The following is a 22,411-nucleotide window of genomic DNA, read 5'->3' on the forward strand; positions in this document are numbered from 1 at the left end:
CGACGCTCAGTCGAGCGTTCGCCGGAAGCGCATCAGCGCCAGCGCCGAAACCAGCAGCACGAAGCCGAGCAGCCAGTTCACCTCGGTGGCGATGGCCGGCAGCCCCGCGCCCTTCAGCATCACCGCGCGCACGATGCGCAGGAAGTGGGTGAGGGGAAAGATCTCGCCCAGCCATTGCGCCCATACCGGCATGCCGCTGAAGGGGAACATGAAGCCGGACAACAGGATCGACGGCAGGAAGAAAAAGACCGTCAGCTGCATTGCCTGCATCTGCGTCCGCGCGACCGTCGAGATGGAATAGCCGAGCAGCACCAGCCCGAGCACGAACACGAAAATGGAGGCGAGCAGCAGCGTCATGCTGCCGACGAAGGGGATGAAGAACAAAAGCTTTGCCACGATCAGCACGACCACGACCTGGACCGCGCCGACGCCGGCATAGGGCAGCACCTTGCCCAGCATGATCTCCAGCGGGGAGGACGGCATGGCGAGCAGGTTCTCCATCGTGCCGCGCTCTATCTCGCGCGTCAGCGCGATCGAGGTCATCATCACCATGGTCATTTGCAGGATGACGCCGAGGAGGCCGGGCACGATGTTGTACTGGGAAATGCCCTCGGGGTTGTAGCGCCGGTGCACCACGATATCGAGCTGGCTTTGCATCTGCTGCTTGGCCGCCGCCTGCTGCCCCTGCGCCCGCAGCAGCGCCTGGCTGGCCGTGGTGGCGAGCGTCGACAAGGCGCCGGTCGCCACGGCCGGGTCGGTGGCATCCGCCTCGATCAGGATTTGCGGCCGGTCGCCGCGTTCCACCCGCTTGCCGAAGTCGGCCGGAATGGTGACGACGAACGTCACCTTGCCGCTGGCCATCAGCGCGTCCGCTTCCGCCTCGGTAGCGGCGATGTAGTCGAAGCGGTAGTAGTTGGTGTTCTCCAGTGCGCTCACCACCGCGCGCGCATAGACGTCGTTGCCCGCGGCCATCAGCGCCGATGGCAACCGCTTCGGATCGTTGTTGATGGCGAAGCCGAACAGCACCAGGAGCATCAGCGGCACGCCGAGCATCATGGCGAAGGTGACGCGGTCGCGCCGCATCTGGATGAATTCCTTCGCCAGCAGCGCATTCAGCCGCGCGAGCGAGAAGATGCCGGCGATCTTCATCCCATGTTGTCCTTTGCGCCGGCCATGAACTGGATGAAGACGTCTTCGAGGCTGGTCTCGCCGGGCGATACCCTCACGCCGGGATGGGCCTTTTCGGCGGCGGCCAGCGTGGCCTGCAACGCGGCCTTGTCGGAACCGACGACATGCAGCGTGGCGCCGAAGGGCGCCACCTGCTCGACGCCCGGCTTGCCGGCAAGCGACGCGGCCACCTTGTCCAGCCCCCGGCCCTGGACGATGAAGGTGGTCAGGCCGGCGTTCTTCACCACCTCGTCGACCGTGCCGGTCGCCAGCATCTTGCCGTAGGAAATATAGCTGATGCGGTGGCAGCGCTCGGCTTCGTCCATGTAGTGGGTGGAAACCAGCACCGTCAGGCCGCCGCTGGCCAAAAGGTGGATCTCGTCCCAGAACTCACGCCGCGCCTTCGGGTCCACGCCGGCCGTCGGCTCGTCGAGCAGGAGAAGCTTCGGCTTGTGCATGATGCAGGCGGCGAGCGCCAGCCGCTGCTTCCACCCGCCAGACAGCGTGCCGGCAAGCTGCTTGCGGCGCGAGGTCAGGCCGAGATCGGCCAGCGTGTCGTCGACATAGGTCTTCACCGGCCGCAACTGGTAGAGCCGCGCCACGAATTCGAGATTTTCGGCAATCGTCAGGTCCTCGTAGAAGGAGAATCTCTGCGTCATGTAGCCGACTTCGCGCTTGATCTTCAGGCCGTCCTTGCGCAGGTCGTAGCCAAGCACCGTGCCCTCGCCCTCGTCGGGGGTGAGCAGGCCGCACATGATGCGGATGGTGGTGGTCTTGCCCGAGCCGTTGGGACCGAGGAAGCCGACGATCTCGCCCTCGGCCACCGCCATGGTGACGTGGTCGACCACCGTCTTGTCGCCGAAGCGCTTCACCAGCCCACGGACGTCGATGGCGTTCATTGGTCCGCCGCCAGCCTGACATCGACGATCTGGCCCGGTTGCAGCGCGGTTGCATCGCCTTCCGGCCGCGCCTCGACGAGGTAGACGAGCTTCTGCCGGCTATCGAGCGAGTAGATCACCGGCGGGGTGAATTCCGGATCGGGGGAGACGTAGCTTACCCGCGCTTTGAGTCCCTCCGCGCAGCCGTCGCAATGGACGGCAAGTTGCGTGCCGACCCGGATCGAGGAGAAGGCGCGCTGCGGGATATAGACCACGAGCTTCATCCCGCCGTCCGGCAGGATCGAAACCACCGGCGCGGCCGGCCCGGCCATGTCGCCGGGATTGCGGATCACGTCGCTGACGCGGCCGGGCGAGGGGGCCGCCAGCGAGCGCTTCGCCAGCCGCCACTTCGCCTGGTTCAGCGCCGCCTTTGCCTGTTCCACCTGGCCGCTGGCGGCCTTGATCTCTTCCGGCCGCGCGGGCAGGTGGGCGACGGCGAGGTTGGCTTCGCTCTGGCCGATCTGCGCATCCGCGACATCGACGGCGGTGTTGGCCTCGTCGAGCTGCGCCTGCGTGGCGATGCCCTGCCGGGACAGGTTGGCCGTGCGTTCCGCCGTGCGCCGCGCCTCGTTGGCCTGGGCATGGGCGGAACGGACGGCGGCCTCCAGCACGGCGATCTCTTCCGGCCGCTTGCCGATCTTCAGGTCCGCCAGTTGCGCCTCGGCCTGCGCCAGGGCCGCTGTCGCCTGGGCGACGGCGATCTCGCTGTCGGAGCTTTCCAGCGCCACGACCGGTTCGCCCGGCTCGACGCGGTCGCCGCGCCGCACCAGCACCCTCGTCACCTGTGCCGTCTCGACCGGGGCCAGCAGCACATAGTCGCCCTCGACATAGCCGACCGCCAGCGGCGCCGGTGCGGCGCAGGCGGAGAACAGCGATGCGGCCAGCGGGAGTGAGCAGAGCAGGCTCATGGTTTCCCGTCCTTTCGTGAGGTAAGAATGGCGTCGAGATTGTCGCGGACAATGCCGAGCAACTTGGCCGCCTCCTGGTCGCCCATGTCGTTCCAGCCCATGCGCTGCATCACCACTTCGCGAGCGATGCGGAAATAGACCACCTGGCCGATCATCGTGAATACGAGCAGCTTGGTCGTCTCGCTTTCCGCCGGCTGTCCGGTTACCCGTTCCCAGGCGAGGCAGAGCCGCTTGTGCAAGGGTTCGAACACACCCTCGTAGATGCGGTCGAGCGCCGTGGACGGTTGCGACATCTCACGCAGGACGAAGCGGGCGATGTCGCCGGCTTCCGGCCGCATGACGAAGAAGCCCATCATGTGTTCCAGCAGCGTGAACAACTGGCCTCGCGCCGCCTGTTCGTCGGTGGAATCGATCGCAGGGGCGTTGGCCTGCCCGATCGCCTGCGCGGCGACGACCTGGATGGTTTCGACGATGTGGTCGGCCGTGGCCGTGTGCAGCCCCTCCTTGCCGCCGAAGTGATAGGCGATCGAGCCGATATTGGCGCCGGCCGCCGTAGCGATCTCGCGCGTCGAGGTGCCGTCGAAGCCTTTCTGGCCGAACAGCCTGAGCGCCGCCTGGATCAGGGCCGCGCGCGTCTCGCCGGCGGCCTGGGAGGCGGCCTTGCGGCTGGAGACGGGATCGTGCGCTTTCGACATCCAGCTATTTTAATCAATCGATCGATCAAAATCAATGGCGAGCTGGGAGGCGGTCTCTGGGGAGGGCTTGCGCGCTTTGAGGACGGTCGGCGTCAGCCTTGCCACTCCGGAGCTAGTCGTGCCCTTGGATCGCGCTCCGTCCATCGACTCCGCTATCGCTGATCGCCAGTGCTACGGCCACGGAATCGCCGACCCGCTGTTCGCACCGATCCGAATCAGGGCTGCGTCGCCTCGCTCCGATCGAGGGTCTTTCCGCGCTTTCTTGCATCCGGACGCGGATTTTCGCGGCCGGAAAGAAATTTTTTAACGCCCTGAAATGGCTGTTCCGAGGCTGGGCGAGGGCGGTCCAAATCGGCCCGGCGGAGCCATTCGGCCTGTCAATCCGATGCCTGCTCGGCCCCTCGATCAAACCTGTCGATCCCGGCCCGGAAGTGCCGCGTTAACTTTTCGTTAACCATTTCATCGGTACATCCTGAGAACCGAAAATTAACCAAGATCACCACCGTGTTAACGAAACCCCGGCCCATCCGCCTCAAGGGGCGGTCCTTCCTTGCCCTGTCGCTCGCCCCGGAGTTGCCCTTCGAGGACTGGCTGACGAGCCTTGACGACCTCGCCGCCCGCTCCGCCGGCTTCTTCCTGCGGCGGCCGGTAGTGCTCGATATCGACGGCCTCGACATCGACAAGACGGAGCTGCGCAAGCTCGTCGACGAACTCGGCCGGCGCAACGTCCGCATCATGGGCATCGAAGGCGCGCGGCCCTCGCTGCTGGGGCCCGACATGCCGCCGGCCATGAACGACGGCCGCCCGGCCTCGGATTTCGAGCCGCCGGCAGAAGACGAGGCGCAGCCCGCGCCGGCCGCGGAAACGATCACGGCCGCCCGCCCGGTTCCCGTGCAGGTCACCGCCTCGCTGGTCGTCACCGAGCCGGTGCGCTCGGGCCAGTCGCTGTTCTTCCCGGAGGGCGACGTCACCATCGTCGGTTCGGTCGCCTCGGGCGCGGAAGTCGTCGCCGGCGGGTCGATCCACGTCTACGGCACGCTGAGGGGGCGTGCGCTGGCCGGCACCACCGGCAACGGCGCCGCGCGCATCTTCTGCCGCAAGCTGGAGGCCGAACTGATGGCGATCGACGGTTTCTACCTGACGGCGGAGGACATGGAACCGGACCTGCGCGGACGGCCGGTGCAGGCCTGGCTGGAAAACCAGGCGTTGAAGACGGCAATTCTAGGCTGACCCGAGCGAAGGTCCCTTACAGGAGAGGTCAATGGGCAAGGTTATCGTGGTGACATCGGGCAAGGGCGGCGTGGGCAAGACCACTTCCGCCGCCGCACTGGGCGCCGCCCTGGCGCAGAACGGCGAGAAGGTCGTGGTCGTCGATTTCGACGTCGGCCTGCGCAATCTCGACCTCGTCATGGGGGCGGAGCGCCGCGTCGTCTACGACATCGTCAACGTCATCCAGGGCGAAGCGAAACTTCCCCAGGCGCTGATCCGTGACAAGCGCATCGAGACGCTCTACCTGCTGCCGGCCTCGCAGACGCGCGACAAGGACAACCTCACGCCCGAGGGCGTGGAAAAGGTCATCGCGGCGCTGAAGAAGGCCTTCGACTGGGTGATCTGCGACAGCCCGGCCGGCATCGAGCGGGGCGCCACGCTGGCCATGCGCCACGCGGACGTGGCCATCGTCGTGACCAACCCGGAAGTCTCCTCGGTGCGCGATTCGGACCGCATCATCGGCCTGCTCGATTCCAAGACCTTCAAGGCGGAGAACGGCGAGCGCATCGAAAAGCACCTGCTGCTCACCCGTTACGACCCCACCCGCGCCGAGCGCGGCGACATGCTGAAGGTCGAGGACGTGCTGGAGATCCTGTCGATCCCGCTGCTCGGCATCATCCCGGAAAGCATGGACGTGCTGCGCGCCTCCAACCTCGGCTCGCCGGTCACGCTGGCCGACGAAGCGAGCGCCCCGGCCAGGGCCTATTTCGACGCGGTGCGCCGCCTCAAGGGCGAGGCCCTGCCGGTCACCGTGCATGGCGAGAGGCGGGGCTTCTTCGGCAAGTTCTTCGGGAGGAAAGCGGCATGAAGCTGTTTGGACTCTTTTCCAAGCCCCAGTCGGCGCCGGCCGCGCGCGAGCGCCTGCAGGTCCTGCTCGCCCATGAGCGCGCCAGCGTCGGCGATTCGGATCTCGTGGCCAAGCTGCGCGACGAGATCATGCGCGTCATCTCCAAGCACATGCACATCGACCAGGACAAGGTGAGCGTGAAGATGGAGCGCGGCGAGCAGGTATCGACACTGGCGGTCGACGTCGAGATTCCGTTCAACGCCGCCAAGACGGCCGCACGAAAGAAGGCGGCCTGACCGGCCGCTTTCCGATCTGCTTTTTAGCACATGGGGGACAACGAGCGCCGGCCAGCCGGCCGGCGCGCCATGATCAGCAAAGGAGCAAAGCCATGACCCGCATCTCACTTCTGGAACGGCTCAAGGAAATCCAGAAAATGCCGCGCTACCAGGGGCGCGACATCACCACCATCAGCGCGGTGCTGTCGAACCAGGCGCTGGCCAAGCACATCGAGGTGTGCGAGCAGGCGGCCGGCCTCGCGCCGCGCCCGGAAGGCCGGGCGGCGTAGCCGCCGCGCGAACTCTCCGGGGCCGGAATAACCGGGCCTGATCCGAATGGCATCAAGACGGCGGCGGTGATCGGTTGCGATCGCCGCCGCTATTTCCATGGAACCGCGGGCCGATCTGTGATTGGATCGGCCACAACCTGATAACCCGTCGACTGACAAGAGAATATCCATGGCTGAAGAAAATACGGCGGGCGCGCAGGGCCCCTGTCGGGTGCTGATCTGCGATTTCGTCGGGCTGAAGCTGGACGAAAACGGCGTGCCGGATTGCCGCGAGGTCCGCAAGCATATCGAGGACAAGGGCGGGGTTTTCCATACGGGCAGCGCGGCCGATGCCGGCGAACTCGATCCTGATCGCGTTCATTTCTTCTATCTTCCGCACCTCAGTACGGAATTGGAGCTGCTGGAGGAAACCGCCGGCCAGCGCTATGACGGCGTCATCGCGGCGGCGACGGTCATTCCGAAGCAGAGCCCGTTCAGGCTTGCGGGCGTGAGAATCGGCGCGGGAACCGGAAACATGCAATCCGCTTCCTGGGGTGGCGGCGACGGCCGGGGCGGCAATGCCGTCCTCATGAACACGCCCGGCATCAACAGCCGCGCCACGGCGCAGATGGTGATGCGCACGCTTCTGAAGGTCCGGCCCGACCTGCCGCTGGATGCCCTGCACAAGCTCGTCATGGACGGCGCCTTCGACACCGGCAAGGATCTTTGGCGGTTCCCGACCGAGAAGCTGGAAGGCAAGCGCCTGGCCGTGATCGGCTACGGCAATATCGGCCGGGAGGTCGCGCGGTTGGCCAAGGCCTTCCTCATGGAGGTCCGCATCTTCGCCCGGCCGCGCCATCGCGAATGGATCGAGGCCGAGGGCTTCGAGTTCTGCGAGACCCCGCAGGAAGCGGCGGCCGGCGCCGATGCCCTTTCCGTGCATATCGGGCTTGGACCGTTGGACATGGGCAAGGGGGCGTATGCGAATGCCGGCTTCGTCGACGAAGCCATCTTGACGGCCGCGGCCGACGGCGCCGTTCTCGTCAATTTCGACCGCGGCGAAGTGGTCGAGATCGCGGCGCTCGAACGGGCGATGGCGAGCGGCAAGGTCGCCTTTGCAGCCATCGACGCGGACATCTTTCTTGCCGAAGGGAAGGGGGCCAGCGGCCCGCTGGCGCCGTACCTGCCCGTTGCCGAACGCTATCCCGGCCGCGTGCTGTTGCTGCCGCATGCCGCTGCCGACACCGATCACCCCTCGCGGGTGGCGGGAGCCAAGCAGGCCGTCGACCAGATTCTCGACGTTATCCGGGAGCGCAAGGTCTCGAACCTCAAGGGCGACCTGCCGGCGGGCTTCTCGCTGGGGCGGGATCGTGCGATCAACGGGATCGGCGCAGTGACGGCCGATGACCTGTCAAACCGCCTGGCGGGAGAAAACCTTTCCCGGCTCCTGTCCGCCGCCGACGGCATGGCAACGTTTCTCCAGGAGCGCCAGCAAGCGGGCAACGGTCTCCCCGTCGACCCGGCTGCCGCTCGGCGTTTCATGGCCGACGCCAACCGCCTCGCCGCCCTGCTCGACGAATTGGGCCTGCACGGGCCGTTGAACTGACGCGTGTGCGATCTTGCAGGCTCGCACAATCTGCTTCGGCAGACGGATTGTGCATACGTAAGGTCCTCGGCAATGCGGACAATCAGGCGTGCCCCAGGCGCAACCCGATGGCCTGCGGTCAACTGCCTTGGTTCAGGCCCTCGGCCGCGGCATAGGCGGAAAGCACGTCCCGGATGTTGCGGCCTTCCTTGGGAAGCAGCGCGCGCGTCGTGATGGAATCGAGGTGATGGATCATCAGCGCCTCGGCCGCCGCGGTATCGCCGGAAACCAGCTTTTCGAGAAGCTCTCGATGCTCGGACACCGCGCATTCGGACGAGTGCGGCCGGCCGTACATCGTCAGGATCAGCGAACTGCGCGCGACGAGATCGTTGACATAGCGGATCAAGCTGGCGTTGTTGGTCATCTGCGCGAGCAGGGTGTGGAACTCGCCGGACAGGCGGATCGAAATCGTCCGCTCGGCCCGGGCCGCCTCCTCGGCGTCGATATGCGCGGAAAGCTCGTCGATCTGTTCTTTGGTCAGCTTGCCCGAAAGCGTTTCCACGACCAGGCGCTCCAGCGCCGTCCGCGTCAGGAACAGGTCGCGCCCTTCCTCGAGGGTCGGCTGCGCGACGGTCGCGCCCTTGTTGGGGCGCAGGTCCACCAGCCCCTCCTCGCTCAGGCGCACGAGCGCCTCCCGGACGAGGGTGCGGCTTACGCCCATGCGTTCGCCGATCGAGTCTTCCGGCAGTTTGGAGCCGGGCGCCAGTGCCTGGTCCAGGATGGCCCTTTTCAGCGCGCGGTGAACGGCCTGCGAACGACGGCCATTGGCGGCCTTTCTTTCCATGCGCGCTCCTCCGGGTGTCCAAGATCAGCGGTCCAAACTGCATACAATAGGAGCGAATGTCCAGCCACTCGGCTCGGCGGTTCCTTGTCCGCAAAGGATAGGCCAGGCAGGCTCGCCGGGAGGCCGCCGTTACGTCATGGGCGGAAATGCTGGCGCCAGCGATGCGGCGTCATGCCGGTGGCCTGTTTCAGCGTCGTGGTGAAGTGGCTCTGGCTGGAAAAGCCGCAGTTCTCGGCGATCTCGCAGATGGAGGCGTTGCTGCCGGCGAGAAGTTTCTTGGCCTTTTCCAGGCGCTCCTGCATCAGCCAGCGATGCGGGGTCTTGCCCAGTTCCTGGTAGAAGCTGCGCGCGAAATGCCTGCGACTGAGGCCGGCGGCGGCGGCCAGGTGCTCCAGGCTGATCTCGCTGCCGAGGTTGCTGTCGACGAATTCCTTGACGCGTTTGAGCCGCCACTGCGGCAGCGCGATTGCCGTGTTGGGCTGAAGCTCCGTGCCGGCCAGGATCAGCAGTTGCGAAAGGATCGACGTCAGCAGCCCGTCCGCCAGGTAGTCGTGCGCGATCTCGTCGCCGGCGGTGCTCTCCCACAACCGGTTCATCAGCACTTCGATGAACGGGTCGGCCCATGTATGCTCGCACAGCTTCCAGAAGGCCCCGCTGATGTGGCGCGGGCACGCGGGCCCGAGAATGCTGCGGACCGTCTCGTTGGGCACGGCCAGGACGAGGATCTTGCGGTTGCCGTCCACGTCCCATTTGCTTTCGGTCTCGGACGGGACGACGAGCATCTGGCCGGCGTGAAGCTTCTGGCGATGGCGATAGTCGCCGATCCTCCAGCCCCAGTTACAGTCCCTTTCCACCTCGAGGGGAAGGGCAAGAATGGTCTCGGTAAAGGAGGGGTCGAAGAAGTCGTGCGGCCCCTGTTCGACCAGGATCATGCGAAACGCCAGCCGCCCCTTGGGGCGGCGATGTTCCTGGGGGAATTTCGCGTAGCCCGACCCCTGGTAATAATGCGAATAGTCGCTCCATGCGCTGGTCGGCACCGAAGGCCCTGACGGACTGTTCATTTGCATCGGGCTTCCCTGCCACCGAGATGAGCCGCGCGCCTTCCCGCGCCAGCCGTGTTGATAAGCGTAACGCCGGTACTAGGCAATAAGCGCGCCTTGCCGCAGCCGGCGCGTCGAGTGGCGATTTCCTGTCAAAAATGGCTCGTTCAAGGAAGCGCGGGCGCGCCCATACGGCTAGTTTGGGAAAATTGCCGGACATCGGGCGCCTGCCGTGCCAAGGGCAGCCGACGTCGGCGCGCTAGGGAAGAAGCGGGATGCCAAAGGTAAAGTCAGCGATAATCGGTTCGGGCAACATCGGCACCGACCTGATGATCAAGATCATGCGCAACTCCGCCAGCCTGGAGGTCGCCGCGCTCATCGGCGTCGATCCGTCCTCGGACGGTCTGGCGCGCGCGGCGCGGCTTGGCGTGGCGACGAGCCATGAAGGGATCGAGGGCCTGCTGCGCATGCCCGAGTTCCAGGATATCCGCATCGTCTTCGACGCGACTTCGGCCGCCGCGCACGCCAGGCACGACGCGGCGTTGCGCCAGCATGGCAAGCAGGTCATCGACCTCACGCCGGCCGCCATCGGCCCCTATGTGGTGCCGCCGGTGAACCTCGACAGCCATCTCGATACCCAAAACATCAACATGGTCACCTGCGGCGGGCAGGCGACGATTCCCATCGTGGCGGCGGTCAGCCAGGTCGCGAAGGTGCATTATGCCGAGATCGTGGCGTCGATCGCCTCCAAGTCGGCCGGCCCCGGCACGCGCGCCAATGTCGACGAATTCACCGAGACGACCTCGCGCGCGCTGGAAAGCGTCGGCGGCGCGGTGCGTGGCAAGGCGATCATCGTGCTGAACCCGGCCGAGCCGCCGCTGATCATGCGCGATACGGTGTTTTGCCTCTGCGATGCGGCCGACGAGGGGGCGATAAGGGCGTCCGTCGAACGCATGGTCCGTTCCGTGCAGGAATATGTGCCGGGCTACCGGCTGAAGCAGGACGTGCAGGTCCAGCGCGTGGGGGCGGATGCGCCGCTGCGCATGCCGCAAAGCAATGCGCCGTTCACCGGTCTCAAAGTCTCCGTTTTCCTCGAAGTGGAAGGGGCCGCGCACTACCTGCCGGCCTATGCCGGCAATCTCGATATCATGACGTCGGCGGCGCTGCGGACCGCCGAGCGCCTGGTCGAACTTCGGAAGTGGAACTGACCGATGCCAAGACTGTATATCCTCGACGTGACGCTGCGCGACGGCATGCATGCGATCCGCCATCAGTACGATCTCGGCCATGTCCGTGAAATCGCCAGCGCGCTCGACGAGGCCGGCGTCGACGGCATCGAGGTCGGCCACGGCGATGGGCTCGACGGCTCTAGCATCGCCTACGGGTTCAGCCGCCATACCGATCTCGCCTATATCGAGGAGGCCGCGAAGGTCTGCAAGCGCGCCAGGCTGACCACCGTCCTGCTTCCCGGCATCGGCACGATCGAGGATCTGAAGCGGGCGCGCGATATCGGCATACAATCCGTCCGCATCGCCACGCACAGCACGGAGGCGGACGTCTCCGCCCAGCACATCGCGGCCGCCAAGGAGATGGGGCTCGACGTTTCGGGCTTCCTGATGATGTCCTCGGCCAATTCTCCCAAGCGGCTGGCCGGGCAGGCGCGGCTGATGGAAAGCTATGGCGCGGACTGCGTCTATATCGCCGACTCGGCGGGTGGCCTGACCATGCGAACCATAGCCGAGCGCTTCCAGGCCTTCGATGCCGTGCTCAAGGCCGGCACGCAGCGCGCCATCCATGCCCACGAAAACCTCTCCCTGTCGGTGGCGAATTCGGTCACCGCCGTGGAGAACGGCGCGACCAGGGTCGACGCCTCGCTGGCCGGCATGGGTGCGGGCGCCGGCAACTGCCCGATCGAGGCTTTCGTCGCCGTGGCCAATCTCTATGGCTGGGAGCATGGCTGCGATTTGTTCAAGCTGCAGGACGCGGCCGACGACCTCGTGCGCCCGATCCAGGACCGCCCGGTTCGGGTGGATCGCGAGACGCTCACCCTCGGCTACGGCAATGTCTATTCCAGTTTCCTGCGCCATGCGGAGAGGGCGGCCGAGGAATACGGCCTCGATCCGCGCGCGATCCTGGTCGAGATCGGCCGCCGGCGCCTGATCGGCGGACAGGAGGACATGATCGTCGACGTCGCGCTCGATATGGCCCGGAAGGCCGATAGCTGAAGCCATTGCCAGGAAGGGGTTGAAGGCGGCGACGCTTTCATGCGATGGCCTGCGTATGATATTTCTGACCGTCTGGAGAAAAGCTCCGGATGGAAAGATATGGTGTCTTTGCGAATAAGCGGCAAAGGGCAAGCCGTCCGCACTGAACGCCAGGGATGACAGGCGAGGGGGGAAGCGCAGAACCATGACGACGCGGCATGCGGAAAGGGCAAGGCGCCTTGCCGGCGGCGGTTCGCCGTCGAGCCGGCCTGAACGCGCGGGCGGCATTCCGTTCGCTGCTCTGTGTCGTGCAGTTGCCGGGCTAGCCCGATCTGGCGGAGCCGGCGAGGTATCGTGACGGCCAGCTCCCCGATCCTTTCCTGCGAGAACCTGATCATGGACTTCGGCTCCTTCCGGGCCGTCGACGGTTGTTCGTTTTCGGTCGCGAAAGGCTCCATCACCGGCCTCGTCGGCCCCAACGGGGCGGGCAAGACCACGGTTTTCAACATGATCGCCGGCGCCTTGCGGCCGAGCGGCGGCCGCATCGTCTATCGCGGCGAGGACATAACCGCGCTCGCGCCTGACCGGCGGTTCCACAAGGGCGTCGTGCGCACCTTCCAGATTCCGCATGAATTCCATCACCTGTCCGTGCTCGAGAACCTGATGATGGTGGTTCGGGGCCAGCCGGGGGAATCGCTGCTGAGCAACTGGATCCGCCCGGCGAAGGTGCGGGGAGCGGAGGCGCAGACCTCGCGGCGGGCCTGGGACGCGCTGGAATTTCTCGAACTGACGCATGTCGCCCACCAGCGGGCGGGCCAGATATCGGGCGGCCAGAAGAAGCTCCTGGAACTGGGCCGCACCATCATGACGGATGCCGAACTGGTCCTGCTCGACGAGCCGGCCGCCGGCGTCAACCGCACGCTGCTGAGAAAGCTGGAAGAGAAGATCGAATATCTCAACCGCGAGCGCGGCTACACCTTCATCCTGATCGAGCACGACATGGAAATGATCGAGCGGCTGTGCGACCCGGTCATCTGCATGGCCGAGGGCAAGGTGCTCATCGAGGGCGATTTCCACACCGTGCGCTCCGACCCGCGCGTGCTCGAGGCGTATCTCGGCGAGAGGCAGGGGGCCGCGACATGACGGCCCTGCTGACCATGAAGAACCTCCGCGCCGGCTATGGCGACGCAGATATCCTGTTCGATCTTTCCATGGAGGTTGCGCGGGGCGAGATCGTCGCCATCGTCGGGCCGAACGGCGCAGGCAAGTCCACGGCCATGAAGTCGATCTTCGGCCTGCTCGATATCCGCGGCGGCTCGATCGCCATCGGCGACACCGACATTACCGGCTGGGCGCCGAACCGCATCGTCAAGGCTGGCATCTGCTACGTGCCGCAGGTCAAGAACATCTTCAGCGAGATGACGGTGCACGAGAATTTCGAGATGGGGGCGTTCCTGCGCAAGGGCGACTACAGCGCCGCGCTCGACCGCGTCTATCGCCTCTTCCCCGATCTCAAGGCGAAGCGCAAGACGACGGCCGGCAGCCTGTCGGGCGGGCAGCGCCAGATGGTCGCCATGGGGCGCGCGCTGATGCTGGACCCGCAGGTGCTGCTGCTGGACGAGCCGACCGCCGGCCTCTCGCCGAAATACATGGAGCAGATCTTCCAGATCAGCCGCGACGTGCGCGACAGCGGCGTGGCGATCCTCCTGGTCGAGCAGCACGCCAAGCAGGCGCTGGCCTTTGCCGATCGCGGCTACGTGCTTGCCGCCGGCCGCAACCGGCACGAAGGCCCGGCCGCCGAGCTCTTGGCCGATCGGCATATCGCTGAAATGTTCCTGGGCGGATAGGCGGCAATCGCGATGGACATCCACAGCTTCGTCAATTTCTTCCTGCTGCCCGGCATCGTGCAGGGCTCGATCTACGCACTGGGCGCGATCGGCATCACGCTGGTGTTCGCCATCATGCGCTACGGCCACTTCGCCCATGGCGACCTCGCCACCTTCGGCGCCTTCATCGCGCTGGCCTTCACCGCCACGCTTGGCCTGTCGCCCTATGCGGCGCTGCCGCTCGCGGTGGTGGCGACCGGTGTCTTCGCCATCGTCATCGACCGGGTGTTCTACGCGCATCTGCGCGCCCTGCCCAAGATCATCACCACGATCGCTTCCTTCGGCGTGGCGCTGATGCTGCGCTCCTTCGTGCAGGTCGTGTGGGGCGTGAACACGGCCAGCTATACGCGCGGCATCACCCGGCCGGAAAACTGGTTCGGTATCCGCATCAAGAGCCATGAGATCGTGACGCTGCTGGTCGCCATCGCGCTGGTCGTCGCGCTGCACCTGTTCCTGACCCGGAACAAATGGGGCAAGGCCATGCGCGCCATGTCCGACAACCCGGAACTGGCGCTGTTTTCGGGCGTCGACAACGCCAAGGTCATCTCGCTGACCTGGATCATCGCCGGGGGCCTGTGCGCGGCGTCCGGCTTTTTCCTCGGCCTCAACACCGAGCTCAAGTCGGTGATGGGCTGGAACATCCTTTTGCCGACCTTTGCCGCCGCCATCCTAGGTGGCGTAGGGCGCATCGAAGGCGCGATCGTCGGCGGGCTGCTGGTCGGGATCGCGGAAGAATTGTCCGTCCTGGTCATTCCGGGCGAATACAAGGTGATGAGCGCCTTCGGGATTCTGCTCCTCGTGCTGCTGTTCCGCCCGACCGGCCTGTTCCGCGGCAAGGTTCTGTAGGGGAGGGCGCGTCATGGAATGGATCACCGTCCTCAACTATCCGATCTACCTGGCGATCTTCATCTGCATCTATGGCTGCCTCGCCATCGGGCTCAACATCCAGTGGGGCTATGCCGGCCTTTTCAACGCCGGCGTCGCCGGCTTCTTCGCGATCGGCGCCTATACGTCGGCGATCCTCACCTCGCCCTGGGCCGAAGGCCGCCTTGGCGGCTTCGATATGCCGTTTGCCGTCGGTCTCGTCGGGGCGATGCTGCTGGCCGGCCTGCTCGCCTGGCCGATCGGCAAGATATGCCTGCGCTTCCAGTCCGACTATCTGGCGATCGTCACCATCGGCGTGGCGGAAGGCATCCGCCTCGTCGCGCGCTCCGAGGAATGGCTGACCAACTCCGCCCGCGGCATCAGCGGCATCCCGCGGCCCTTCGGCGACCTGCCTTACGGGCGGGCGCAGCTGATCTACCTGGGCATCACGGCGCTGATCCTGCTCGTCGCCTATGGGCTGGTCGAACGCCAGGCCGTCTCGCCCTGGGGACGCATGATGCGCGCCATCCGCGACAATGAAAGCGCCGCCCGGGCCATGGGCAAGGACGTGCCCTATCGCCGCCTCGAAGCCTTCATCCTGGGCTCGGCGCTGATGGGCCTGGCGGGTGCGCTGTATGTGCATCTCGCCCGCACCATCACGCCGGACGCCATCGATCCGATGCTGGTCACCTTCCTGGTCTGGATCATGGTCATTCTGGGCGGATCGGGAAACAACCGGGGCGTTCTTCTCGGGGCGATCATCGTCTGGATCATCTGGTCCATGTCGGAGATCGTGACCGACCAGCTGCCGTCGGAATACGCGCTGAAGGCCAAGTATGGCCGCATGTTCCTGATCGGGCTTTTGCTGCAGCTCGTGCTGCGCTTCCGGCCGGAGGGGCTGTTGCCCGAACGGCTGCGGAAGGACCCGCGCGACCAGGACCGGCCGGCGGAGAAGCAAGGCGCGGCCTCATCGGCTACAGGCAAGGGCGTCAATTGAGTTTACCCGGCAAGGCGAATGGATCGCCGACCCGACAACAACGGAGGATGGAATGAAAATGAAGCGTATCTTGGCGGCTTCGCTGTTGCTGGGCGCCAGCGCCCTGGCCACGCCGACGCTTGCCGACGTCAACATCGGCCTTCTCAACGGCATCACCGGCGGCGCTGCCGCCATGGCGCCGGAAATCACCAAGTCGTACCAGTTCGCGGTGTCGCAGATCAACGATCAGGGCGGCCTGCTCAAGGGTGAGAAACTGGTCGGCACCCTCGCCGACGCCGGTTGCAGCCCGCAGGTCGCGGCCGACGCGGCCACCAAGCTCGTCAACGTCACGCAGGTGATCGGCGTCGTCGGCCCGCTGTGCTCGGGCGCGCTGATGGCGGCCACCAATTCGGCGACCATCCCCGCCGGCGTCCTCCTGATCTCGCCTGCGGCGACCTCGCCCGAGATCACCTCGCTCAAGGACAACGACCTGGTGTTCCGCACCATTCCGTCGGACGAGTACCAGGGCCAGGCGCTGGCGCGCACGCTGCTGGATCGCGGCACCAAGAAGGTGGCCGTCTCCTACATCAACAACGACTACGGCAAGGGCATCGCCGAAGCGTTCAAGAAGGAATTCGAAGCCAAGGGCGGCGAGATCGCCGGCTACGAGGCGCATGAAGAAAACAAGTCGTCCTACCGCGCCGACCTCGCGGGGCTGGCCCAGGGGGGCGCCGACACGCTGGTGCTGCTCGATTACGGCGATACGTCCGGCCTCACCGTCCTGCGTGAATCGATCGAAAACGGCTTCTTCGAGAACTTCGTCGGTGCCGAGGGCATGAAGACCTCCGCCCCGATCAAGGCGATCGGTGCCGACAACCTCAAGACCTTCATGGCGTCCGCGCCGGTCAGCTCGAAGTCGGAAGCGCTCGACATCTTCAACAAGGCCTTCACCGAAGCCGGCGGCGACATCAATTCCAGCTATGTCGGTCCTTCCTACGACGCCGTGTTCCTGATGGCGCTCGCCATCGAGAAGGCCGGCGGCGACAAGGCCAAGCTGTCGGAATCGCTGCGCGCCGTCTCGAACGGGGAGGGCGAGCCGATCTTCCCCGGCGAGTGGAAGAAGGCCAAGGAACTGATCGATGCCGGCAAGGCGATCGACTACAAGGGCGCTTCCGGCGAGCTCAACTTCGACGCCAACGGCGACGTTCCCGGCAGCTATGCCCTGTTCCGGGTCGAGGGCGACGACTGGGCGGTCGAGACCCAAATGAAATAAGCCATGCCGGCGCGGCGGGCCCAGGCTCGCCGCGCCGCACTTTTCCACCCGCGGCGCGGGCGTCCGACAGCGCCGGTGCCGTGCCTATTCATGAAACGAGAGTGCAGATGAACATCCGGCTCGCCGAGCGCATGTCCCAAGTGAAGCCGTCCGCGATTCGCGAGCTTTTGATGCTCGGCGCGGACCCCAGCATCATTTCCTTCGGCGGCGGCTATCCGGACGCGTCGCTGTTTCCGCTCGATCGCCTGGAATCGGTCTTCCGCACCGCGATCGCCGAGAACGGCAGCGACACGCTGCAATATACCGTCTCCAGCGGCAGCCCGAAATTGCGCGAGCAGGTTGCGGCGAGGATGACGCGCGGCGGTGTCGATTGCGACGCCGAGAACGTGCTGATCCTGCAGGGCGCCCAGCAGGGGCTCGATCTGGTCGCCAAGATGCTGGTCGACAAGGGCGATGTCATCATCACCGAAAACCCGACCTTCCTCGGCGCGCTGATTGCCTTCAACCCCTGCGAGCCGCGCTATGCCACCGTCCGCATGGACGAGGACGGCATGGACATGGACGATCTCGAGCGGACGCTTGCGCGCAATCCGGGGGCAAAGCTTCTCTACACCGTGCCCGATTTCCAGAATCCGACCGGCGTGACGCTCAGCCTGGAGCGCCGCAAGCGGCTGGTCGAACTGGCCAACAAGTTCGACTTCGTCATCCTGGAAGACACGCCGTATCGCGAAATCCGCTATCAGGGCGAGCCGCTTCCGCCCATCAAGAGCTTCGATACCCAGGGTCGCGTCATCTATCTCGGCAGCTTCTCCAAGATTCTTGCGCCTAGCCTGCGGTTGGGCTGGGCCGTCGCTTCCGAGGAGATCATCCAGCAGCTCGGCCTGCTCAAGCTTGCCGCCGACACGCAGTGCAGCACGCTGAACATGGCGGCGGTTTCGCTGTTCCTCGACACCTACGATATCGACGAGCACATCGCGGCGCTTCGCCAGACCTATCGCCGCAAGAAGGACCTGATGCTGGACACGATCCGGCGCGCCTTCCCGCAGGATGTCGCGTTCACCGAGCCCAGCGGCGGCCTGTTCACCTGGCTGACCTTCCCGGAGGGTTTTGACACCACCCGCTTCATGGCCGAACATGCGCTGCCTGAAGCCAGGGTCGCCTATGTTCCTGGCGCAACGTTCTTCCCGCTTCAGCAGGAAGCCAACCACGCGCGCCTCAGCTATTCGACACAGACGGACGAGGCTATCGTCAAGGGCATCACAGCCCTTGGCCGGCTGCTGACCGCCCGGCGCTCGGCCTGATAGGAACACATCGGCCAGGCTGCGATCGCGAGCCTGGCGGATCGGCTGAATGCCGGAATGAAGGGAGCAAGGATTTGACCGAGGTCATCGAAGACATCGCCCGGACGCTGGTTGCCGAGCACCGCAACGGCACCAGGTTCCACAGGCTGGACGGCGTGGAGGATCTGGACACCGCCTACAAGGTGCAGGCCGTCTATGTCGATTCGATCATCGGCGACAACGGCACGGCCGGCTACAAGATCGGCCTGACGTCGAAGCGCATGCAGGAAATGTGCGGGATCGACCAGCCGATCCGGGGAACGATCTTCACCGGTCTCGTCAAGGGTTCCGGCGCACGGCTGTCGCTGGCGGATTATCACCGTCTCGGCCTGGAGTTCGAGATCTGCGTTCGGCTCGGCCGTGACCTGGCGCCGACCGGGGTTCCGTTCACGCCGGAAAGCGCCGGCGAGGCGGTGGATGCGGTTGCCCCCGCCATCGAGCTGGTTGAAGACCGCAACGCCGACTACAGCGTGCTACATTGCGAAACGCTGGTCGCCGACAATTCCTGGAACGCAGGCATCATCGTCGGAACCTTCGTGCCGCCGCCGGCCAATCTGGATCAGGTGGAAGGCATCGCCTATGAGGACGGCGTGGAACTGGCGCGCGGCAAGGGCGCCGATGCGCTCGGCCATCCGTTCGTACCGCTCGCCTGGCTGGCCAACCATCTCGCCGCCTCCGGGCAGATGCTGCGCAAGGGCGATGTCGTCATGACCGGCAGCATCGTCACCACGCGGTTCCCGACCAAGGCGTTCAGCTATCGCTTCGATGTGTCCGGCATCGGCAGCGTCGAGGTCAGCGGGGCCTGATCCCGCCTGCCGCCATGCGGTGAAGTGAAGAAGGAGACTATGCCATGGACTTCGGATTGCGCGGCAAGTCCGCCCTCGTCATGGGCGCATCGAAGGGCCTCGGTTTCGCCGTGGCGAAGGAACTCGCCGCCGAAGGCGCGAAAATCGCCATCTGCGCGCGCGACGAAGACCGCCTCCGCAAGGCCGCCGAATCGCTCGGCGCGACGGCGCTGGTCGGCGATTTGCGACAGCCCAAGGAAGGGCGCCGGCTGGTCGAGCAGGCGGCCGATGCCCTCGGCGGGGTCGACATCCTCGTCGTCAACACCGGCGGCCCGCCGACCATGCCGTTCGAGAGCATCTCCTCCGACGACTGGCGCAATGCCTTCGACGGCTTGTTCATGAGCGCGACCGATGCCATCGGCGCGGCGATACCCGGCATGCGCGAGCGCGGCTGGGGGCGCATCCTTCTCGTGACGTCCATCGCCGCGAAGGAGCCGATCAACAATTTCACCATCTCGAATGCGCTTCGGGCAGGCCTCCACGGCCTGACGAAGACGCTGAGCCGCGAGTTCGCCGCCAGCGGCATCACCGTCAATGCGCTGATGCCCGGCTATACGATGACGGAGCGGCTGGCCGAGGCGAAGCTCGACCTGCAGAAGGTCGCCGGAATGATCCCGATGGGCCGCATCGGCCAGCCGGAAGAATTCGCCGCACTGGCGACGTTCCTCGCCTCCAACCGGGCCGGCTACATCACCGGGCAGGCGGTTGCCTGCGACGGCGGCGCCTTGTGGTCGATCTGATTCCAGCCGGCCGGTGCTGATTCGCAGCCGGCAGCAAGGACAGCGGCGCAGCGATTCGTACTGCCCTTGCGCCTCCACCGGCAGAGCCTGCCGATGGAAACGGTGCCGGGATCGCGTGCCTGTTTCTCGAATCAGGCCGCCTTGGCGGAGGCCGCGAGCGTGGCCTTGGCCAGCCGGCGCACCCCTTCGGCGAGTTTGTCGGGATCGTTGAGGGTGAAGTTGATGCGGATCGACCGGCGGTTGCGTCCTTCCGGGTCGAAGACGCTCGACGGCGTGATGCAGACCCCGTGCGCAAGCGCTTCGCGCAGCAGGACATCGGTGTTCAGTTCCGGGTCGCGCGCCGTCGCCCAGACGAACATGCCGCCCGAAGGAACTTCCCAGTCGAAAAGTCCGTGCAGATGGTCGGCCATCGCGGCGCATAGCGCGTCGCGGCGCAACCGGTAGAGCGCGAGCACGTTCGGCAGGATGCGCTCGGTCAGCCCGGCGGCGAAAGCGTCGTGGGCGATGCGCTGGCACAGGCCCGAGGTGCACATGTCCGAGCCCTGCTTGGCCGTGACCAGCGCCCGGATGACTTCCGGCGCGGCGATGGCCCAGCCGATACGGAAACCGGGCGCCAGTTCCTTCGACAACGTGCCGAGATAGACGACCGGACCCTCATAGGTCGAATCGCCCTTGCCCGACAGCGTCAGCATGCGGGGCAGGGGCGCGCCGTCGTAATAGAGCGTGCCATAGGGATCGTCCTCGACCAGCCAGGTGCCGGTGGCTTCGGCCGCCGCGACGAGCTGGTGCCGATCCTCCAGCCCGACCAGCCGCCCGGTCGGGTTCGAAAAATTCGGTACCGTATAGGCGAATTGCGCCCCGCGAAGCGCCGCGACCGGATCGAAGCCCTCCCTTTCCAGATACATCGGGCGATAGGTCGGGTGACGTGGCTTCCAGGCGTCCAGGGCGCCGAGATAGGCGGGGCTTTGCGCCGCGATCAACCCGCCCTGGTCGAGAAGCACCTTGCCGATCAGGTCAAGAGCCTGCATCCCGCCGGTGGTGATGAGGACGTTCTCGCGGGTAAGCGACAGGCCCGGAGCGCTGAACCGTGCCGCGATCAGGTCGCGCAGGATCGGCAGTCCCTCGAGCGGTCCGTAGGCCAGCGTATCGCCGGGATGTTCGCTAACGGCCTTGGCGGCCAGCGTCGACAGGTCGGAAGCCGGCCATGTCGTGGGTTCGGGCAGGCCGCCGGCCATGTTGATCAGGCCGGGAATCAGCCCCGCCGACAGGAAGGTCTGGGTCACGTCATTGGTTTCGGCCAGCCAACGGGCCAGTTTAGGACGCTGCACGGAATGCGCCATGGTTACTCCTCAGATTGAATTCGAAAGCCTGCCATTGCGGCGGCCGCCTGACCAGTGGTTCCGGATACCCGACCGGCGGCGCGACGTCTGCAGGATCACGGCGCAGGCGAAATAGGCGGGCACGATCGAACCTCCGGTTCCAGGATCGGCGGATGCTATCCTGAACGCGCTGGCGAAACCCGGCCATTTGCGGCATTCACCCCGGTGAATGTGCATGATATCGCTATGTCAAACTAAATCCCGAGAGTTTTTCACTCATGTCCGTTCTGGATTCGATGGATCAGCGGATTCTTGACGTCCTGCGTCGGGACGGTCGGATTTCCATGCTGGATCTGGCGGAGCGCGTGGGCCTTTCGCCGACGCCGTGCGGCCGGCGCGTCAAGCGCATGGAAGATGCCGGAATCATCAAGGGCTATGCCGCGCGGATCGATCCGGCGGCGCTCGGCCTGACCGTCAGCGTGCTCTGCTCGGTGAGATTGCGCCATCATGGCACCGAAGGGACGGAGCAGTTCCTGTCGGCGATCGCCAAGCGGCCGGAAATCACGGAGTGCCTGCTGGTGGCGGGCGACGTCGACTATGTGCTGCGTATCTGGGCGCGCGATCTCGATGCGCTCGGCACCTTCATCCGGGACGTGTTGCAGTCGATCCCGGCGGTGGCGGAGACCACGACCATGGTGATCCTGAAGCAGGACAACCCGCTCGGGAATGCGCCCTGACGGGGACGGCCGATCTGCGGCCGGCGGTGGATTTTCCGGCTTTCGACGGGAATGTGAATAAAAGTTTTTTTCGCTGTTGACAGTCCGAGGGAGCGGCGACTATATACGCCACACCAACGACGGCGGCGACGCTGCTGGCGGCCACGGAGTTCGCTCTAAGGGTTGCTTGGTTGGACGAAATCACGAGAGCCACGCAAGTGACACTCACACGGTCTAGAGCGCGGATGCGGATGGATCGGCGACGTTTTATGGACGTCAGTTCTTTGACAATTGAATAGTGAAGAAAGAGAAACGTGGGCGGCAGAGTCCTGCTGAGCCGGCCATTCTTAGGGATGGTTTGGTTCGAACGAGACTTTGGCGGACACGTTTCTGGTGAGAATAGTCTACCGGATGCGAAAGCATCCAGGTGTGAATGTTCTCGTCAATTCGAAGCGTGACCAGATAAAGCCA

The 22,411-nt window shown here is 65.5% G+C and carries 24 protein-coding genes; 16 read left to right on the forward strand and 8 right to left on the reverse strand.

Features of this window, described 5'->3' with window-relative positions; translation table 11 throughout:
• Positions 1–6: 6 nt before the first annotated feature.
• From ACFOHJ_RS24155 to ACFOHJ_RS24170, 4 genes are read right to left on the reverse strand one after another with little or no spacing between them, the layout of a single operon-like run.
• Complete coding sequence (locus ACFOHJ_RS24155; protein ID WP_378225591.1) at positions 7–1,149, reverse strand: ABC transporter permease; 1,143 nt, start codon at positions 1,147–1,149, stop codon at positions 7–9.
• Complete coding sequence (locus ACFOHJ_RS24160) at positions 1,146–2,066, reverse strand: ABC transporter ATP-binding protein (protein ID WP_378225592.1); 921 nt, start codon at positions 2,064–2,066, stop codon at positions 1,146–1,148. Before ACFOHJ_RS24160 ends, ACFOHJ_RS24155 begins: the two co-directional genes overlap by 4 nt.
• Positions 2,063–3,013, reverse strand: a complete 951-nt coding sequence (locus ACFOHJ_RS24165) for an HlyD family secretion protein (protein ID WP_378225593.1) — start codon at positions 3,011–3,013, stop codon at positions 2,063–2,065. Before ACFOHJ_RS24165 ends, ACFOHJ_RS24160 begins: the two co-directional genes overlap by 4 nt.
• Entirely contained in the window at positions 3,010–3,708 is a 699-nt protein-coding gene (locus ACFOHJ_RS24170; RefSeq protein ID WP_378225595.1) for a CerR family C-terminal domain-containing protein, read from the reverse strand. Before ACFOHJ_RS24170 ends, ACFOHJ_RS24165 begins: the two co-directional genes overlap by 4 nt.
• Positions 3,709–4,203: 495 nt before the next feature.
• On the opposite strand from ACFOHJ_RS24170, the gene minC reads away from it, so the two are divergent.
• From minC to ACFOHJ_RS24195, 5 genes are all read left to right on the forward strand, one after another.
• On the forward strand, positions 4,204–4,938 hold the full coding sequence (gene minC, locus ACFOHJ_RS24175) for a septum site-determining protein MinC (RefSeq protein WP_378225640.1): 735 nt from the start codon (positions 4,204–4,206) through the stop codon (positions 4,936–4,938).
• Between the two features lie 31 nt (positions 4,939–4,969).
• Positions 4,970–5,785: a septum site-determining protein MinD gene (gene minD / locus ACFOHJ_RS24180; RefSeq protein WP_378225597.1), complete on the forward strand. Its 816-nt coding sequence runs from the start codon at positions 4,970–4,972 to the stop codon at positions 5,783–5,785.
• Positions 5,782–6,060, forward strand: coding sequence for a cell division topological specificity factor MinE (gene minE, locus ACFOHJ_RS24185; RefSeq protein ID WP_378225599.1), 279 nt, complete (start codon positions 5,782–5,784; stop codon positions 6,058–6,060). The genes minD and minE overlap by 4 nt, the downstream gene beginning before the upstream one ends.
• Positions 6,061–6,152: 92 nt before the next feature.
• Positions 6,153–6,329 carry a hypothetical protein gene (locus ACFOHJ_RS24190; RefSeq protein ID WP_378225601.1) on the forward strand — a complete coding sequence of 59 codons (177 nt, stop codon included), beginning with the start codon at positions 6,153–6,155 and terminating at the stop codon, positions 6,327–6,329.
• Between the two features lie 169 nt (positions 6,330–6,498).
• Positions 6,499–7,914, forward strand: coding sequence for an NAD(P)-dependent oxidoreductase (locus ACFOHJ_RS24195; protein ID WP_378225603.1), 1,416 nt, complete (start codon positions 6,499–6,501; stop codon positions 7,912–7,914).
• Between the two features lie 118 nt (positions 7,915–8,032).
• On the opposite strand, the gene ACFOHJ_RS24200 is transcribed toward ACFOHJ_RS24195, so the two are convergent.
• Positions 8,033–8,737 carry a GntR family transcriptional regulator gene (locus ACFOHJ_RS24200; RefSeq protein WP_378225605.1) on the reverse strand — a complete coding sequence of 235 codons (705 nt, stop codon included), beginning with the start codon at positions 8,735–8,737 and terminating at the stop codon, positions 8,033–8,035.
• Positions 8,738–8,871: 134 nt separating this feature from the next.
• Entirely contained in the window at positions 8,872–9,798 is a 927-nt protein-coding gene (locus ACFOHJ_RS24205; RefSeq protein ID WP_378225607.1) for an AraC family transcriptional regulator, read from the reverse strand.
• A 254-nt stretch (positions 9,799–10,052) separates the two neighbouring features.
• On the opposite strand from ACFOHJ_RS24205, the gene ACFOHJ_RS24210 reads away from it, so the two are divergent.
• The 10 genes from ACFOHJ_RS24210 to ACFOHJ_RS24255 all read left to right on the forward strand — a co-directional run bounded on the left by ACFOHJ_RS24210 (position 10,053) and on the right by ACFOHJ_RS24255 (position 19,905).
• Positions 10,053–10,985, forward strand: coding sequence for an acetaldehyde dehydrogenase (acetylating) (locus ACFOHJ_RS24210; protein ID WP_378225609.1), 933 nt, complete (start codon positions 10,053–10,055; stop codon positions 10,983–10,985).
• A 3-nt stretch (positions 10,986–10,988) separates the two neighbouring features.
• Entirely contained in the window at positions 10,989–12,002 is a 1,014-nt protein-coding gene (gene dmpG, locus ACFOHJ_RS24215) for a 4-hydroxy-2-oxovalerate aldolase (protein WP_378225611.1), read from the forward strand.
• A gap of 375 nt (positions 12,003–12,377) precedes the next feature.
• The gene (locus ACFOHJ_RS24220) at positions 12,378–13,124 is read left to right on the forward strand and encodes an ABC transporter ATP-binding protein (RefSeq protein WP_378225642.1); all 747 of its coding nucleotides are present in this window, start codon (positions 12,378–12,380) and stop codon (positions 13,122–13,124) included.
• Positions 13,121–13,828: an ABC transporter ATP-binding protein gene (locus ACFOHJ_RS24225; RefSeq protein ID WP_378225613.1), complete on the forward strand. Its 708-nt coding sequence runs from the start codon at positions 13,121–13,123 to the stop codon at positions 13,826–13,828. The genes ACFOHJ_RS24220 and ACFOHJ_RS24225 overlap by 4 nt, the downstream gene beginning before the upstream one ends.
• Before the next feature lie 12 nt (positions 13,829–13,840).
• Entirely contained in the window at positions 13,841–14,713 is an 873-nt protein-coding gene (locus tag ACFOHJ_RS24230; RefSeq protein WP_378225615.1) for a branched-chain amino acid ABC transporter permease, read from the forward strand.
• 13 nt (positions 14,714–14,726) lie between these two features.
• Positions 14,727–15,728 (forward strand): branched-chain amino acid ABC transporter permease, encoded by a 1,002-nt coding sequence (locus ACFOHJ_RS24235; RefSeq protein WP_378225617.1) that lies wholly within the window; start codon positions 14,727–14,729, stop codon positions 15,726–15,728.
• A gap of 58 nt (positions 15,729–15,786) precedes the next feature.
• Positions 15,787–16,980 carry an ABC transporter substrate-binding protein gene (locus ACFOHJ_RS24240; RefSeq protein ID WP_378225619.1) on the forward strand — a complete coding sequence of 398 codons (1,194 nt, stop codon included), beginning with the start codon at positions 15,787–15,789 and terminating at the stop codon, positions 16,978–16,980.
• Positions 16,981–17,087: 107 nt separating this feature from the next.
• Complete coding sequence (locus tag ACFOHJ_RS24245) at positions 17,088–18,281, forward strand: aminotransferase-like domain-containing protein (protein ID WP_378225620.1); 1,194 nt, start codon at positions 17,088–17,090, stop codon at positions 18,279–18,281.
• Positions 18,282–18,355: 74 nt separating this feature from the next.
• On the forward strand, positions 18,356–19,126 hold the full coding sequence (locus ACFOHJ_RS24250) for a 2-keto-4-pentenoate hydratase (protein ID WP_378225622.1): 771 nt from the start codon (positions 18,356–18,358) through the stop codon (positions 19,124–19,126).
• Positions 19,127–19,170: 44 nt separating this feature from the next.
• The gene (locus tag ACFOHJ_RS24255; protein ID WP_378225624.1) at positions 19,171–19,905 is read left to right on the forward strand and encodes an SDR family oxidoreductase; all 735 of its coding nucleotides are present in this window, start codon (positions 19,171–19,173) and stop codon (positions 19,903–19,905) included.
• 131 nt (positions 19,906–20,036) lie between these two features.
• Here the strand turns inward: ACFOHJ_RS24255 and ACFOHJ_RS24260 are convergent, their stop codons facing one another.
• The gene (locus tag ACFOHJ_RS24260; RefSeq protein WP_378225625.1) at positions 20,037–21,245 is read right to left on the reverse strand and encodes an aminotransferase-like domain-containing protein; all 1,209 of its coding nucleotides are present in this window, start codon (positions 21,243–21,245) and stop codon (positions 20,037–20,039) included.
• A 275-nt stretch (positions 21,246–21,520) separates the two neighbouring features.
• Between ACFOHJ_RS24260 and ACFOHJ_RS24265 the strand changes: the two genes are divergently transcribed.
• Complete coding sequence (locus ACFOHJ_RS24265; protein WP_378225627.1) at positions 21,521–21,961, forward strand: Lrp/AsnC family transcriptional regulator; 441 nt, start codon at positions 21,521–21,523, stop codon at positions 21,959–21,961.
• Positions 21,962–22,216: 255 nt separating this feature from the next.
• On the opposite strand, the gene ACFOHJ_RS24270 is transcribed toward ACFOHJ_RS24265, so the two are convergent.
• Positions 22,217–22,411: hypothetical protein (locus tag ACFOHJ_RS24270; RefSeq protein WP_378225629.1), on the reverse strand; the 195-nt coding region annotated here is incomplete at its 5' end.

Origin of the sequence: Aquamicrobium soli (genome assembly GCF_042646345.1) — a bacterium.
Taxonomy (GTDB): Bacteria; Pseudomonadota; Alphaproteobacteria; order Rhizobiales; family Rhizobiaceae; genus Mesorhizobium; species Mesorhizobium soli_A.